We start from the raw sequence: 13,315 nt of genomic DNA on the forward strand, positions 1-13,315 counted from the left end.
GAGTGGACCGATGTCGGTGACATCCGTCGAGCAGGCGCCCGACTATGCCGATCCGCATCATCTGCGCGCCGCCGAACATGATGGGCCGGCGTCGAAGCGGATCGTCACTGGCTTCGGCTTCTGGATCTTCCTGCTCTCCGACATCGTGATGTTCTCGTGCTTCTTCGCGAGCTTCGCGGTGCTGTCGGGCGCGACCGCCGGCGGCCCTGGCGGCGCCGAGCTGTTCGACGTCAGGAACGTCGCGATCGAGACCGGCCTGCTGCTGCTGTCGAGCTTCACCTGCGGCATGGCCAGCATCGCCGCCGACCGCCACAACGCGCTCTGGTTCCAAGTCGCGATGGCCGTCACCGGCCTGCTCGGCGCGGGCTTCCTGCTGCTGGAGATCAGGGAGTTCACCGATCTCGTCGGGCGCGGCGACGGGCCGAGCCGCAGCGCGTTCCTGTCGGCGTTCTTCACCCTGGTCGGCTGCCACGGCCTGCATGTCGGTGCCGGCATTTTGTGGCTGCTGACGATGATGGCCCAGGTCGTCGCCAAGGGCTTTCGCGCCGACATCGAGCGCCGCATCCTGTGCTTCGCGCTGTTCTGGCACGCGCTCGACATCATCTGGGTCGCGGTGTTCTCGGTGGTCTATCTGCTCGGGAGTGCGACATGACCGATCATGCTCAGGAGTTCGACGACCGCGGCGACCTGGCGCCGGGCGAGCAGCAGCATGGCGATCTGCGTTCGCGCATCCTTTTCTACGTCGCCGGCCTCGGGTTTGCGGTGCTGCTGACCGCGACCTCGTTCTTCATCGCCGCGACCGACCTCGTCTGGCAGCCCTCGATCCCGGTTGCGATCATCGTGCTGGCGATCGCGCAGATGGGCGTGCACCTGGTGTTCTTCCTGCACATCACCACCGGGCCCGACAACACCAACAACGTGCTGGCGCTGGCCTTCGGACTGCTCATCGTCGTGCTCGTGGTCGGTGGATCGCTGTGGATCATGGCGAACCTCAACCACAACATGATGCCGATGGATCAGCTGATGCAGATGCAGCGCTAAGTGATCTTACTGTGTCTCGTAGGGTGGGCAAAGGCGCGCCCCTAACATTTGCTGTCTTACATTGAACTTACCCGCGCCGTGCCCACCATCTCCGTTCGTACGCTGCGACAGATGGTGGGCACGCGACGCCTGCGGCGTCGCTTTGCCCACCCTACGGATCTCACTTACTTCCCCTTCTGCGCCCGGCAGTTGAAGGCGCGGCGGAAGCCGGCGGCTCTTGCGTCGTCCTCGGAGCAGAACCAGCGGTCGGGCTCGGTGGTCGCGGGATAGCTCGGGCAGCCCTGCAGATGATAGATGCCGATGTTGCCGGTGACGCGGGCGCGGACGGCGAACTTGCCCTTGATGGTGCAGCCCGGCGGCGCGCTCGGCGTGTCCGGAAACAGCACCGCGCGGATCTCGCGGTCACGGTCGGCGCGGCAGGAGGCGCCGAGCAGGGGGCCATCCTTGTTGTCGGCGCGGAACTCACCGGGCGCGATGAAGCAGCCCTTCCACAGCCCGCGCAGCGCCTCCTTGGCGGCTGCGATATCGTCCTTGCCGCGATACTTCACGGCCGGGTCGACACCGATGGCGTAGCCGGCGCGCGCGACCTGCTGGTTCAGGCTGACCTTGTCGCCATCGACGGCGCAGAGACCGATCTTGCGGGTCTTGAGCGGCTTGTCGGGACCGAGGTCCTCGCAGCGCACCGCGCGGCCGCCGATCAGCTTGGTCAACTGCTCGCGCGCCTCGACGCCGCAGCTCCAGGGATCAGCGTGGTCGTCGATGCACAGCTGATCGACCTCCGGCGCATCGATGCCGTCGAGGCGATACACGGTGTCGCCGAGCTGGATCGTATCGCCGCTGCGCACCGTCGCGGTCGCGGCCATCGCACTGCCGGTCATGCCGGCCCCCATCAGAATTGCCGCACATAACGACAACAGCCGGTCTCGCAGACGCATGCTTCCTCCCGCAATCAACTTCATCAAATACCCGGTCAAGTTCTATCACATCGGCGCTGAGTCTCGCCAAGTAGCGGCGGAACTGCGACGAGCGTTGCCCGTCTTGCGCCCGGGCGGTCAGCTACCCATCTGACCTTACGAAGGAATTACATCATGCTGGATTTCACCTCCGATGTCGCCGGCCACTCGCCGGCGCAAGCGCCTGATGCTGCTCCGGTCGATGACCGGGCGCTGCTCGACGCCTATTCCAATGCCGTCATCGACGTCACCGAGCGCGTCGGCCCCGCCGTCGTGCGCGTCGAGACCGGCCCGAAAGCCGGCTCCCGTGCTGAGCGCGGCGGGCTCGGCTCGGGCATCGTGATCTCGCCCGATGGGCTCGTGCTGACCAACAGCCATGTGGTCGGCAGCTCCAGGGCCATCCGGCTGCGCGACGTCGAGGGCGTCGTCACCGACGCGCAGGTGCTCGGCGTCGATCCCGACACCGATCTCGCCTTGCTGCGCGCCAATCACGCCCGCGATCTGCGCTATGCGTCGCTCGGCAATTCCAGGAGCCTGCGGCGCGGCCAGCTCGTGGTCGCCATCGGCAACCCGCTGGGCTTCGAGTCGACCGTCACGGCCGGCGTCGTCTCCGCGCTCGGCCGCTCGATCCGCTCGGTGTCGGGCCGGATGATCGAGGACGTCATCCAGACCGATGCCGCACTCAATCCCGGCAATTCCGGCGGCGCGCTGGTGTCGTCGGGCGCCGAGGTGATCGGCATCAACACGGCGATCATCCAGGGTGCGCAGGGCATCTGCTTCGCGGTCGCCAGCAACACCGCGCAATTCGTGCTGGCGGAGATCATCCGTCACGGCTACGTCCGCCGCGCCTATATCGGCGTCTCCGGCCAGACCGCGCCGGTGCCGCGGCGGCATGCGCTGCTGGCCGGCGTCGACAACAAGATGGGTGCGCTGCTGATGCAGATCGAGCCGGACGGGCCGGCGGCACGCGCGGGCCTGTTGCCGGGCGATGTCGTGATCAGGCTCGACGGCATCGACATCAACGGCGTCGACGACCTGATCCGCGTACTCGACCGCGACCGCATCGGCCGCACCGTCGCGATGGACGTCCTCCGCCTCGGCCGCCTGCGCGGCATCGACATCCATCCGGTGGAGCGCAAGCCGGCGGCGCGGCAGCGGTCGTGATCGTTGCGGCACGCTGAGCTCTTGCCGCCACTTCTCCTGTCGTCCCGGCCTCGTGCGCAATTGCGTTGCGGCGTTGGGTGAGGCTCGCATCTCGCGCAACAACTACCGCTGTCATCCCGGCGCACGCCGGGATCCATACCCCCAGGGAGAGGTTTGAGGCCAGCTGGTCATTGGCTTTTTACCCAACACGTCCGCCGCGGATTATGGGTCCCGGATCGGCGCCACGCCGCGCTGTCGCGCGTCGTGGCTTGTCCGGGACGACAGCGGAGTTTGTCGTCTGTAGGGTGGGCAAAGCGGACGCCCGCAGGGCGGTCGCGTGCCCACCGTGCATCGGCGTACTCGGAGCTCCATGGTGGGCACGGCGCGGGATGGAGTCTGGCTCGCAACGCACATCGGGGGCGCGCCTTTGCCCACCCTACGGCAGCGTCGCTGGTGGTGGGTTTCACGGTCTCAAACAGCAAGAACATGACATTACGATCCCGCGGCGCTTTGCGCCCGAGGTCTGCTATCAGCTCGTCCCTCGCAAACAGTGCAGAGGGCGCAGGGAATGCCGGGTAAGGGCCTCACCCATGGCCCGCCTGCGAAAAAAATGCAGGCGGCAGGTACCACAGGCAAAGCCGAACACGCCGGCATTCCCTGCGCGATGGGTTTCACGCTTATACGCAGTCTCCCTGGTGCGCCGGGCTTGTTGGCCACCATCACCGCGCGGCACGTCAGGCCATGCGGCTTGATACCAGCGTCGGGGTATCAGGACCCTGCGACTTCACGTCCGCGCCGAGCCGTTCGTCCGCGCATCACAAGGATACGCTGCGGCTCCATCGCGGCCATCGCATCCCCACCTCGCGTGTCGTGACGATCGCGCGCTAACGCCCCTCTGCGGTGAGGCGGGATGGGCAGAGGAAATCATGATTTCCGGAAAAACGCAAGATATTTTTATTTTTCAGAATTCATGGCGAGGTCAGCGGGCTTCCTCGCCACTGCCCACAACCGCTGTGCACTTGCGACTGGGGGAGGGGAGTGGACTGCGCTTGGGGTGATATCATCGACACGCGGCTCAGCTTGCGGGCGGCCGAACGTGCAGGCTAGATTGAAGCCATGGTGACTGACATCGACCTGTCGTTGCACTCGGGACTCGTTCGGAGCATTCGTAGATTGGCAGTGCCATGTGTCACTCGGCACAGCGCCGTGGCATCGGCCTTCCCATGATTGACCCCGCTCCCATGCCTCGAACCGTCGGACGACTCGTCTACGAATCGCGTGGCTTCATTTTTAAGCGGCTGGCTGAAATCGATCTCGCGGCGAGGAGAGTAAGACTCCTGCGGACGTCCTTCTGGGGGTGGACGAAGACGATCGTCGATTGCTCGCTCGACGATTGTGTTGCGCTCGGCACTGTCGAATACAGCGCCGACGGGCCCCCCTGGTACGGCACCTACTTCAAGCTCCGGAATGGCAGCTGGTACGCCATCCCAACGACGGACGTCTCATTCAAAACGGCATCCGCCGTCGTGCGGGAGGTTTCTGCCGCGACCGGGATTCCCAGGCTCGATATCAGATATCCCTAGAGATCGAGTTGCAACGTTGCGGGCTTGCGTTGCGGAAGGTCCGCGTTACTTCGGTTGCAGACGGGGAAACGATGAATATCGCATCGAGCATCATCCATAAACTCATCGCCAGTCTGGCCGTGGCCCTCACGCTCGTCGCGCGGCCGTGTCTCGGGGGCGAGCCGACGATCGTCGATACGCCCGGGTTTTCCGTCACGTTTGGCGCGATGTGGCACGTCCAGACGGACCACAAGGGCACCATCCTGGGAAGCGTCGGCGGTGAAGAGCCGCCATTCATCGTCATGTATTATGAGGACCAGGTCACGGTTGCGGTTCGTGGCAGGGGGCATGAGCTGGAACGCATGAAGCGCAGCTCGATTGCAGACATGATCGGGGATGGCCTGCCCAGGATGATCGATGAAAGCACATGGCATCGCCATGAGGTCGTTCACAGGCCGGATGGGATGACCGTGGAGCAACTGGATCTCGCTGCCGATGCCCGGGACAAGGGCGGTCGAACCGTCGCAACATGCTCATTCCTGAGGTTCTACCATGGCGCGCCGCGCGCGGAGCTTTATCTCGGCTTCGTCATGAACAAGCCGTGCGATGAAGCGCGTGTGGATTTTGGTGGTTTCGAGAGATCGATCAGCTGGAAGTGACGCGCGCGGGACTTCGATCGGGTTGTTGCTGTGAGATGTGCAACCCTGTTGTTTGCAGTTGCCCCTTGGTCGCATCAGGCAATGGCGCTCGGCGTCTCGCAGCGATGTTGCCCTTCTCAGTCAGCACCTGCTACCAAGGTCCCGGTGACAATCCGCACCATGAATGATCACATGTAGCGCAACGAGAAGCGCTAGGGGGGAGCGCGCTGGATCGTACCGGTTTGCGACCGACGGCTGTCGGGCGCGCGCCGGTATCTGCGGCGCGTCGAAGAGCTGTCGATGGGTGTGTTGTTATCGCGAAAGCCAGGAGTTTGCAGCAAAAGCCAAGCGGCTGGTCCGCTGCGGATCGGTCGGCTTTGCCGGGCGTTCGCGCGGAGTCTCGCAGCAGCTCTGATTGCAACGGCGCTGGCGTCCGGTCTTCCGGCATGGGCTGAAGAGAGCGACGCCAAGGGCGATGCCGCCGCTGCGGCCAAGGCTGCGCCGCCATTCCGGCTGTATCGCTGGCAGGAGGATTATTCCTACCTGGCCGACAAGCCGGATCGAGACGGCTGGGAGCGGATGAAATACATCCCCTTGCCAGGTTTGCCGGGCGCATGGCTGTCGCTCGGCGGCGAGATCCGCTATCGGCTCGACGCCTACAACCCCTATCTGTTCGGGATCGGCAAGAGCGGGTACGCCTGGGAGTCGAACCAGGGACGTGTCTTCCAGCATGCCGATCTGCACATAGGCTCGATGTTTCGCGCCTTCGTCCAGTTCGATGCGGCCGCCGAGGGCGGCCGCCCGGTGCAGCGGGCCTATGACCAGAGTGAGCCTGATTTGCGCCAGGCCTTCGTCGACGTCATGCTGCCGGTCGCATCGGGAACGGCCATGCTGCGGTCTGGCCGGCAGGAGCTCTATCTCGGCGATTCCCGCTGGCTGGCGGTGCGCGATCCCACCAACCTCAGGCGATCGTTCGACGGATTTCTCGCGCAGTATGACGATCGCCTGCTGACCCTGCGCGCCTTCGCGGCGCACCCGGTCAATATCGCGCCGGGCGCGTTCGACGACAGCACGTTCAACGCCGAAACTTTCCGCGGCGTCTATGCCGTCGTTCGCAAGCCGTTCGACCTTCCGCTGACGATCGATGCCTATGTCTATGGTCGCCAGCAGGCCAGCGCCACCTATGCGCGGGGCACGGCGGCCGAGGACCGCTGGAGCGGCGGCGCGCGGCTGGCCGGCCGCTTCAGCGGCTTCGAATATGTCGGCGAGGCCACCTACCAGTGGGGAACGTTCGGCACGGCGAAGATCTCCGCCTACGGCGCGTTCGCCGATCTGGGCTACCGGTTTGCTCCGGTCCAGGCACTTGGAGGCGCGACGCCCAAACTGGGCGTTCGTGCCCACACCGCGAGCGGTGACGACAATCTGAAGAGCGGCGTCTTCCACACCTTTAACGGCGCCTATCCCGCAGCGAGCGTGATCTCGGAGATGTCGCTGCTGTCAGTCTCCAACGTCAGCAATGTTCAGCCCTATGCGCAGCTGTTCGTCACGCCCCGACTCGTGCTCGGCGCGAACTGGAATGTCGTTCGCAAGGTGTCGACTGCGGATTCCGTCTATGGACCGATCGGGACGCTGATCACGGCAAAGGCCTCGACGTCCCTCGACGTGGCGCAAATCGGGCAGTTCGACGCCACCTGGAACGTCAACCGCTTCGTCCAGCTGCACGGCCTCTACGCTCACGTCTTCGCCGGCCAGTACCTTCGCGATGCCCGCGGGCGGGACTTCGACTACTACCGCCTGCAGCTCACGATGCTGTGGTGAGTCTCAGGTCTGCGAAGCACGGCTGCTTGCCGGCCGCGCTCCGCACGCGCGTGCAGCGGCGCTCAACAAATAGGCGGGCCTGTGCGGGCGCGGGCCATCGCCCGGCGATCAGGCGTCGCCGACCGTCGCATCAAGTCCTTGAATAAGTTGCCAGTTCCAAAGTCGTGGCAAGCGCGGGCCGATTGTACGCAATGGCACAGCGTTTGCTTCGCTACTTGCGATCCATTCTCGTGGGGAGCAGGCGGCTGACATGGCGGACTCAACTGCATCGGCTGGGACGACGATCGCGGCCGAACCGGAGCCGATCACGCTCGATCTGGCCGCGACCGCGCTTCTGATCATCGACATGCAGCGCGACTTCATGGAGCCGGGCGGCTTCGGCGAGACGCTCGGCAACGACGTGTCGCAACTGGCGCGCGCGGTCGGGCCGATCGCCAGCGTGCTGGCGGCGGCGCGAAAGACGGGCATGCTCGTGATCCACACGCGCGAGGGCCACAAGCCGGATCTCTCGGATGCGCCGCCGGCCAAGGTCGAGCGCGGCGCGCCGTCCTTGCGCATCGGCGATCCCGGCCCGATGGGACGCATTCTCATTCGCGGCGAGGCCGGTCACGACATCATTCCCGCGCTCTATCCCGTCGACGGCGAGGTGGTGATCGACAAGCCGGGCAAGGGTGCGTTCTACGCCACCGAGCTCGGCGACGTGCTGAAGCAGCACGGCATCGCCAACCTGCTGGTGTGCGGCGTCACCACCGAAGTCTGCGTCAACACCACCGTGCGCGAGGCCAACGACCGCGGCTACCGCTGCGTCGTCATCTCCGATGGCTGCGCGTCCTACTTTCCGGAATTCCACGAGATGGGCCTGAAGATGATCAAGGCCCAGGGCGGCATCTTCGGCTGGGTCGCCGACTCCGCCGCGGTCCTGAAGGCGATCGGCTGAGAGCTGGGTTGAGAGACGCGTCGAGACGAATGAGTTCGATCATGTAGTCGCTGCAGGCAACAGGGGAGCAAGGCGATGAGCGGAAGCGGGACGGCAAGCTCGGTCAAAGCGGATTTCAAGCCGGCGCTGTGGACACCCGGCGACTGGAACGCGTTCTTCGGTTTCGGCACCAACATCCTCGTCAACATGCTCGTCCTCACCGGGCTGTTGCGCTTCGTGCTGAAGATGCCGGACAGCCTGGTGTTCGGCCGCATCCTGCCGGCGCTCGGCCTGATGATGTGCCTGTCGACCTTCTACTACGCGTTCCTCGCCTATCGGCTGGCGCAGAAGACCGGACGCACCGACGTCTGCGCGCTGCCCTCGGGCGTCAGCGTGCCGCACATGTTCATCGTCACCTTCGTGATCATGCTGCCGATCACGCTCAAGACCGGTGATCCGCTGAAGGGCTGGTCGGCGGGCCTTGTCTGGGTGTTCTTCCAGAGCTTCATCCTGATGATCGGCGGCTTCATCGCGCCCTACATCCGCAAGATCACGCCGCGCGCGGCGCTGCTTGGCACGCTCGCCGGCGTCTCCGTCACCTTCATCTCGATGCGCCCCGCGCTCGAGATGTACATGACGCCGCAGATCGGCCTGGTGTGCTTCGCGATCATTCTGGTCAGCTGGTTCGGCGGCGTGAAATATCCGAAGGGCCTGCCGGCCGGCCTCGTCGCGATCGCGGTCGGAATGGTCATCGCCTGGGGATCGAACCTGTTCGGGCTCGGGCTCGGCGGCCTCAGCGTCAAGGGCGTCGGCGATGCCTTTGCGAGCTTCGGCTTCTCGGTGCCGCTGCCGGCGTTCGGCACGGTGTTCTCCGGCTTCGAATATCTCGGCATCATCCTGGTCACCGCGATCCCGTTCGGCATCTACGACCTCGTCGAAGCCATGGACAACGTCGAGAGCGCTGAAGCGGCCGGCGACGAATATCCGACCACGCGGGTGCTGACCGCCGACGGCATCGTCAGCCTGATCGGCTGCATGATGGGCAATCCGTTCATCAACGCCGTCTATATCGGCCATCCCGGCTGGAAGGCGATGGGCGGCCGCATCGGCTATTCCGCGGCGACCGGCCTGATGGTGATCGTGCTGTCCTGGCTCGGCATCATCTCAGTGCTGCTGGCGCTGGTGCCGGTGGTCGCGATCTCGCCGATCCTGCTCTACATCGGCATGCTGATCGGCGCGCAGGCGTTTCAGACCACGCCGGTCAAGCACGCGCCGGCGATCGTGCTCGCGTTCACGCCGCATCTCGCGGCCTGGGCCAAGCTGCAGATCGACACGATGCTGGCCTCGACCGTGACGGCGGCGCAGGCGGTCGGCGGCTTGGCCGCCGATAAGGTCGATGCTGTCAAGACCGCCGCCATCGCGGCGCTGCCGCAGCAGGGCGTGCTGTATCACGGGCTCGAGGTGATGGGCGGTGGCTCGATTCTCGCCGGCCTGGTGCTCGGCGCGATCGGCGTGTTCGTGATCGAGCGCGATTTCACCAAGGCGGCGGCGTTCGCGCTCGCCGGCGCGGTGATGACGTTCTTCGGCTTCATGCACGGCGAGGCCGTCGGCATCGGCGTGACGCCGGCGGTGGCGCTGGCCTATGTCGTGGTCGCCGGCGGACTGTTTGCACTGGGCAGGCTCGGCATGTCCGAGAGCTACGTGCCGCACGCCGACATGCACGCGGCGCCGGCGGAGTAGGTGGACCGCATCACGCCATCTAACGCGTCGTCATTCCGGGGGACGCCTGTCGGCCTTGCCCCGGAATGACGTCGTTGGGCGGCCGCCGGCTCAACCGCGCGGCGCGATCGGGGCCTTGCCGTTGCGGCCCCACAGCACGAACAGTGACAGCGCCAGCAGCACGATGTTGAGCGGCGTCACGGCGCCTTCGCCACGCGAGATGTGGAAGACGAAGGCGAACACCTGCAGGGTGCTGCAGCCGAGCGCGGCCAGCACGGTCAGGCGCGGCATGATCCGGGTCAGCGACGGCAACAGGATGCCGAGGCCGCCCGCGAGATCGATCAGGCCGATGGTGCGGACAAAGGGGACCGAATACTCGCCGGCCCACGGCATCATCTGCGCGAGCTCCTGGATCGGCGTGAAGGTCTTCATGACGCCGGAGAAGGTGAACAGGACAAACACGAGCACCTGGGCGGTCCAGAGGCCGATGCGCAGCGCGAGGGAGGGCTGCAGCGGGAGGTCGTTGGTCGTGGTCGCGGACATCGAGGGGTCTCCAAGGTTGAAAATCGTACCCCCGACATTGATGATTTCTTCCAGTTTGATCATTATGCTCGTTGTTGAAGTATCATTTCCCCTGGGTTGATGATGGATACGCTGGTCAGTATTCGGGTGTTCTGCCAGGTCACCGAGCTCAAGAGCTTCGTCGCGGCGGCCGACCGCCTGAACATGTCGCCGGCGATGGCCTCGAAGCACGTCATGCAGCTGGAGCAGCGGCTGTCGACCCGGCTGCTCAACCGCACCAGCCGGCGCGTCGGCCTGACCGAGGCGGGCCAGGTCTATTTCGACCAGGTGCGTCCGATGCTCGATCAGCTCGACGAGGCCGAGGCGGTCGTCAGCAGGGCCACGGTGATCCCGCGCGGCACCTTGAAGGTCAGCGCACCCGTCTGGTTCGCCAATCCGCTGTTTGCCGGCATGCTCGCGGCCTACCGCGCGCGCCATCCGGACGTCGTGCTCGATCTCGATCTCAGCGGCCGGCTGGTGAATCTCGTCGAGGAAGGCTTCGATCTGGCGCTGCGCGTCTCGGCAGCGCCGGGCGACGGGCTGATCGCGCGTCCGCTGCCGCCGATCCTGATGCAGCTGGTGGCTGCCCCGAGCTATCTTGCCGCCGCGGGGCGGCCGAAGGCCGTGACCGATCTCAACGGTCATGCAATGCTGAAATACGCGCTCTATCCGTTGCGGTCAGTGATCGTTCCCACGCCAGATGGCGAGGTCGCAATCAGCTTCAACGAGGTGCTGATCAGCGGCAACGAGACCCTGCTGCATCACGCTGCCGTCGCCGGCATGGGCATGGCGGTCTTGCCGCGCTGGCTCATGGCCGACGACCTCGCGGCCGGCCGGCTGGAGACGGTGCTGCCGGAGGCCATGACCATCAGGGCGCCGCTGCTGGCGGTCTATCCGAGCCGCAAATATCTCTCGGCCAAGGTCCGCACCTTCATCGACTTCATCGCCGCCGACCCGCTGATGAAGCAGGCCTCGGAGGGTCCCGCGGCGGCAATCGACGCGATCTCGGCCGGCACAGGGAAGGGACGCAAGGCGGGGGCGTGATGAAGGTGGAACGGGTCCTTGCTGAGCTGATCTCAGTTGGTGTGTTGTCGCTCCCGACATCCGACGTCGTCATTCCGGGGCATTCGCGCGCAAAATGGCGCAGCCATTTTGAAGCAGCGCGAATGAGCCCGGAATCCATAGCCACAGGCGGGCATGGGACCGGGGCTGATAGCGGCGTCTTTCTTCGCCAAACGAAGGCCTGTGCTATGGATTCCGGGCTGGTGCCGCTTCGCGTCACGCCCCGGAATGACGTGTTGAGAGAGCGAGCCTAGCGACAATGATCATCCGTCGTCGCGCCAAGTGAACTACCGAGAACCGTCGTAGGGTCAGCATCCTCACGGCCGCACCGCCGGCGCCTCGCTTGTCATGCCGTGCGCGCGCGACATCAGATACAGCTCCAGCGCGATCATGTCGGGGGCGTCGAACTCGAAGGCCTGGGCGCGGATGCCGGTCATGCAGCCGCGGAGGCGGCGTTGCAGCGAGCCCATGCCCTGCCATTCCAGACGGTAGATCGGATAGCCCGTGGGCTGCCCCTGTGTGATCGCGGAGCCGGCGAGGTGCTTGTCCCAATTGTCGTCGTGGCAAGTGCTGCAGGCGAGATTGAGCTGGCCCTGCCGCTGCGTGAACAGCGCGCGTCCGCGCGCCACGAACGGCGCGAGGCGCGGATCGTCGCCGGCGGTGATCGGCATGCCGCGCGACTGCTTGGCGATCAGCGCCGTCAGCGCCAGCAGTTCGCGGCTCTCCGGTGCGAACGGCTCGGCGTTCTGGTGCTGCCTGCGGCAGAGATTGACGCGCTGGCCGAGATCGACAGGCGTGCTGCTCGCAGCATGGAAGGCGGGATAGCGCGCCGCCACGCCCTTCATGCTGATGGCAACGTCGCCATGACAATCGCTGCATGATTTGTTCGCTGCGCCGGCCTTCGTCGTCCACAGCGTCTCGCCATCCAGCACCGCCAGCATCGCGGGATTGGCGGTGTCGTCGTCCTGCATCGCCTTGGTGTCGGCCGACATGAAGGTGGAGCCGGAGCGGCGCTCTGAGTCGGCAATCTCTCCGGCCAGCACAGGCAGCGCGGCGCCGAGCAGAGCCATAACAGCGAGCCAGGCGCGCCGCATCATTCGACCGTGATCGCTGCCGACGCGTTGGCGACAAAGCCGTTGTCGCCGATCCATTCGAACTCGAAGCGGCCGCTCTCGCTGGCCGTGGTGAAGAACGACAGATACGGGTTGGCGGCGATCGCAGGGAACAGGTCGGCGCGGAAGATCTCGGTGCCGTTGAACCTGCAGCTGAAGCTGGTGATGATGTCACGCGGCACCACCTCGCCGGTCGCGGTGTGGCGATAGCCCGTCTCCATGACGTGGCTCATCAAGGTCTTGATCTCGATGACCGCGCCACGCTTGGCCTTGGGCGGAACGTTGACCAGGGCGGCAGCCATCACGGCATCTCCTCGGTGCAGGCGGCCAAGGTGACGATGATGTCGACGGTCGCCGACCAGAACGAGCCGTCGGAGAGCCTTGCGATCGCGACCACCTTCTGCGTATCGGCGAGCCGGATGCGCGTGGCGACCTGAGCGCGGCCGGCGCTGGGCGTCAGATGGAAGTTGGCGACGTTGGGCTGCGGGTTCTTCTCGTTGAAGACGTGGATGCTCTTGACGAAGTTGTCCGGCGTCATCGGGTGATCGACGCTGACGTTCATCGGCACGGTGTTGCCGTTCTCGACCAGCGGCGGAATGTCGAGCCGGACCTTGCCGACGCTCACCTTGGCGTCGCCGACGACGTTGCGGATCGCAGACGACAGCATCGCCGGCGTGGCCTGCGCCGGGCGAATGGTGACCAGCGGTAGCGCGCCGGCTGCCGCGGCCGTTCCGGCCAGCTGCAGCAGATAGCGGCGAGACAAGGAGAGCGATTCGATCATGCTGCTCAT

At 65.5% G+C, this 13,315-nt stretch carries 14 protein-coding genes; 9 read left to right on the top strand and 5 right to left on the bottom strand.

From position 1 onward, the window contains the following. Window positions 1-10: 10 nt before the first annotated feature. Together ACQR07_RS24630 and cyoD are read left to right on the top strand one after the other, a co-directional pair. Window positions 11-652 (top strand): cytochrome c oxidase subunit 3, encoded by a 642-nt coding sequence (locus ACQR07_RS24630; protein WP_434904713.1) that lies wholly within the window; start codon window positions 11-13, stop codon window positions 650-652. After that, the gene (gene cyoD / locus ACQR07_RS24635; RefSeq protein WP_434904714.1) at window positions 649-1,041 is read left to right on the top strand and encodes a cytochrome o ubiquinol oxidase subunit IV; all 393 of its coding nucleotides are present in this window, start codon (window positions 649-651) and stop codon (window positions 1,039-1,041) included. The genes ACQR07_RS24630 and cyoD overlap by 4 nt, the downstream gene beginning before the upstream one ends. A gap of 164 nt (window positions 1,042-1,205) precedes the next feature. Here the strand turns inward: cyoD and ACQR07_RS24640 are convergent, their stop codons facing one another. Beyond that, the gene (locus ACQR07_RS24640) at window positions 1,206-1,976 is read right to left on the bottom strand and encodes a thermonuclease family protein (protein WP_434904715.1); all 771 of its coding nucleotides are present in this window, start codon (window positions 1,974-1,976) and stop codon (window positions 1,206-1,208) included. Window positions 1,977-2,129: 153 nt separating this feature from the next. Here ACQR07_RS24640 and ACQR07_RS24645 point away from each other — a divergent pair, with 153 nt between their 5' ends. From ACQR07_RS24645 to ACQR07_RS24670, 6 genes are all read left to right on the top strand, one after another. Beyond that, window positions 2,130-3,158, top strand: a complete 1,029-nt coding sequence (locus ACQR07_RS24645) for a S1C family serine protease (protein WP_434904716.1) — start codon at window positions 2,130-2,132, stop codon at window positions 3,156-3,158. A 1,220-nt stretch (window positions 3,159-4,378) separates the two neighbouring features. Then, entirely contained in the window at window positions 4,379-4,720 is a 342-nt protein-coding gene (locus ACQR07_RS24650; protein ID WP_434904717.1) for a hypothetical protein, read from the top strand. A 71-nt stretch (window positions 4,721-4,791) separates the two neighbouring features. Beyond that, window positions 4,792-5,358 carry a hypothetical protein gene (locus tag ACQR07_RS24655; RefSeq protein WP_434904718.1) on the top strand — a complete coding sequence of 189 codons (567 nt, stop codon included), beginning with the start codon at window positions 4,792-4,794 and terminating at the stop codon, window positions 5,356-5,358. 279 nt (window positions 5,359-5,637) lie between these two features. Beyond that, window positions 5,638-7,155: an alginate export family protein gene (locus tag ACQR07_RS24660; protein WP_434904719.1), complete on the top strand. Its 1,518-nt coding sequence runs from the start codon at window positions 5,638-5,640 to the stop codon at window positions 7,153-7,155. 250 nt (window positions 7,156-7,405) lie between these two features. Beyond that, window positions 7,406-8,092 carry a cysteine hydrolase family protein gene (locus ACQR07_RS24665; protein ID WP_434904720.1) on the top strand — a complete coding sequence of 229 codons (687 nt, stop codon included), beginning with the start codon at window positions 7,406-7,408 and terminating at the stop codon, window positions 8,090-8,092. A 75-nt stretch (window positions 8,093-8,167) separates the two neighbouring features. Continuing rightward, window positions 8,168-9,811: a regulator gene (locus tag ACQR07_RS24670; protein WP_434904721.1), complete on the top strand. Its 1,644-nt coding sequence runs from the start codon at window positions 8,168-8,170 to the stop codon at window positions 9,809-9,811. A gap of 90 nt (window positions 9,812-9,901) precedes the next feature. Here the strand turns inward: ACQR07_RS24670 and ACQR07_RS24675 are convergent, their stop codons facing one another. Further along, complete coding sequence (locus ACQR07_RS24675) at window positions 9,902-10,333, bottom strand: DoxX family protein (protein WP_434904722.1); 432 nt, start codon at window positions 10,331-10,333, stop codon at window positions 9,902-9,904. Window positions 10,334-10,435: 102 nt separating this feature from the next. Between ACQR07_RS24675 and ACQR07_RS24680 the strand changes: the two genes are divergently transcribed. Then, window positions 10,436-11,395: a LysR family transcriptional regulator gene (locus ACQR07_RS24680; protein ID WP_434904723.1), complete on the top strand. Its 960-nt coding sequence runs from the start codon at window positions 10,436-10,438 to the stop codon at window positions 11,393-11,395. A gap of 335 nt (window positions 11,396-11,730) precedes the next feature. Here ACQR07_RS24680 and soxA read toward each other — a convergent pair whose 3' ends face one another. The 3 genes from soxA to ACQR07_RS24695 are packed head-to-tail and all read right to left on the bottom strand — an operon-like array spanning window position 11,731 to window position 13,315. Next, window positions 11,731-12,510 (bottom strand): sulfur oxidation c-type cytochrome SoxA, encoded by a 780-nt coding sequence (soxA, locus tag ACQR07_RS24685; RefSeq protein WP_434904724.1) that lies wholly within the window; start codon window positions 12,508-12,510, stop codon window positions 11,731-11,733. Next, window positions 12,507-12,827, bottom strand: coding sequence for a thiosulfate oxidation carrier complex protein SoxZ (gene soxZ / locus ACQR07_RS24690; RefSeq protein WP_434904725.1), 321 nt, complete (start codon window positions 12,825-12,827; stop codon window positions 12,507-12,509). Before soxZ ends, soxA begins: the two co-directional genes overlap by 4 nt. Next, window positions 12,827-13,315, bottom strand: a complete 489-nt coding sequence (locus ACQR07_RS24695; RefSeq protein WP_434904726.1) for a SoxY-related AACIE arm protein — start codon at window positions 13,313-13,315, stop codon at window positions 12,827-12,829. Before ACQR07_RS24695 ends, soxZ begins: the two co-directional genes overlap by 1 nt.

It is taken from the genome of Bradyrhizobium sp. HKCCYLS20291 (assembly GCF_051167715.1).
Taxonomy (GTDB): Bacteria; Pseudomonadota; Alphaproteobacteria; order Rhizobiales; family Xanthobacteraceae; genus Bradyrhizobium.

What these genes read in the sequence shown, in the direction of transcription:
- ACQR07_RS24630 (WP_434904713.1), top strand. Translation starts at nt 11, where the DNA reads ATGTCGGTGACATCCGTCGAGCAGGCGCCCGACTATGCCGATCCGCAT.
- cyoD (WP_434904714.1), top strand. Translation starts at nt 649, where the DNA reads ATGACCGATCATGCTCAGGAGTTCGACGACCGCGGCGACCTGGCGCCG.
- ACQR07_RS24640 (WP_434904715.1), bottom strand. Translation starts at nt 1,976, where the DNA reads ATGCGTCTGCGAGACCGGCTGTTGTCGTTATGTGCGGCAATTCTGATG.
- ACQR07_RS24645 (WP_434904716.1), top strand. Translation starts at nt 2,130, where the DNA reads ATGCTGGATTTCACCTCCGATGTCGCCGGCCACTCGCCGGCGCAAGCG.
- ACQR07_RS24650 (WP_434904717.1), top strand. Translation starts at nt 4,379, where the DNA reads ATGCCTCGAACCGTCGGACGACTCGTCTACGAATCGCGTGGCTTCATT.
- ACQR07_RS24655 (WP_434904718.1), top strand. Translation starts at nt 4,792, where the DNA reads ATGAATATCGCATCGAGCATCATCCATAAACTCATCGCCAGTCTGGCC.
- ACQR07_RS24660 (WP_434904719.1), top strand. Translation starts at nt 5,638, where the DNA reads ATGGGTGTGTTGTTATCGCGAAAGCCAGGAGTTTGCAGCAAAAGCCAA.
- ACQR07_RS24665 (WP_434904720.1), top strand. Translation starts at nt 7,406, where the DNA reads ATGGCGGACTCAACTGCATCGGCTGGGACGACGATCGCGGCCGAACCG.
- ACQR07_RS24670 (WP_434904721.1), top strand. Translation starts at nt 8,168, where the DNA reads ATGAGCGGAAGCGGGACGGCAAGCTCGGTCAAAGCGGATTTCAAGCCG.
- ACQR07_RS24675 (WP_434904722.1), bottom strand. Translation starts at nt 10,333, where the DNA reads ATGTCCGCGACCACGACCAACGACCTCCCGCTGCAGCCCTCCCTCGCG.
- ACQR07_RS24680 (WP_434904723.1), top strand. Translation starts at nt 10,436, where the DNA reads ATGGATACGCTGGTCAGTATTCGGGTGTTCTGCCAGGTCACCGAGCTC.
- soxA (WP_434904724.1), bottom strand. Translation starts at nt 12,510, where the DNA reads ATGATGCGGCGCGCCTGGCTCGCTGTTATGGCTCTGCTCGGCGCCGCG.
- soxZ (WP_434904725.1), bottom strand. Translation starts at nt 12,827, where the DNA reads ATGGCTGCCGCCCTGGTCAACGTTCCGCCCAAGGCCAAGCGTGGCGCG.
- ACQR07_RS24695 (WP_434904726.1), bottom strand. Translation starts at nt 13,315, where the DNA reads ATGAGCAGCATGATCGAATCGCTCTCCTTGTCTCGCCGCTATCTGCTG.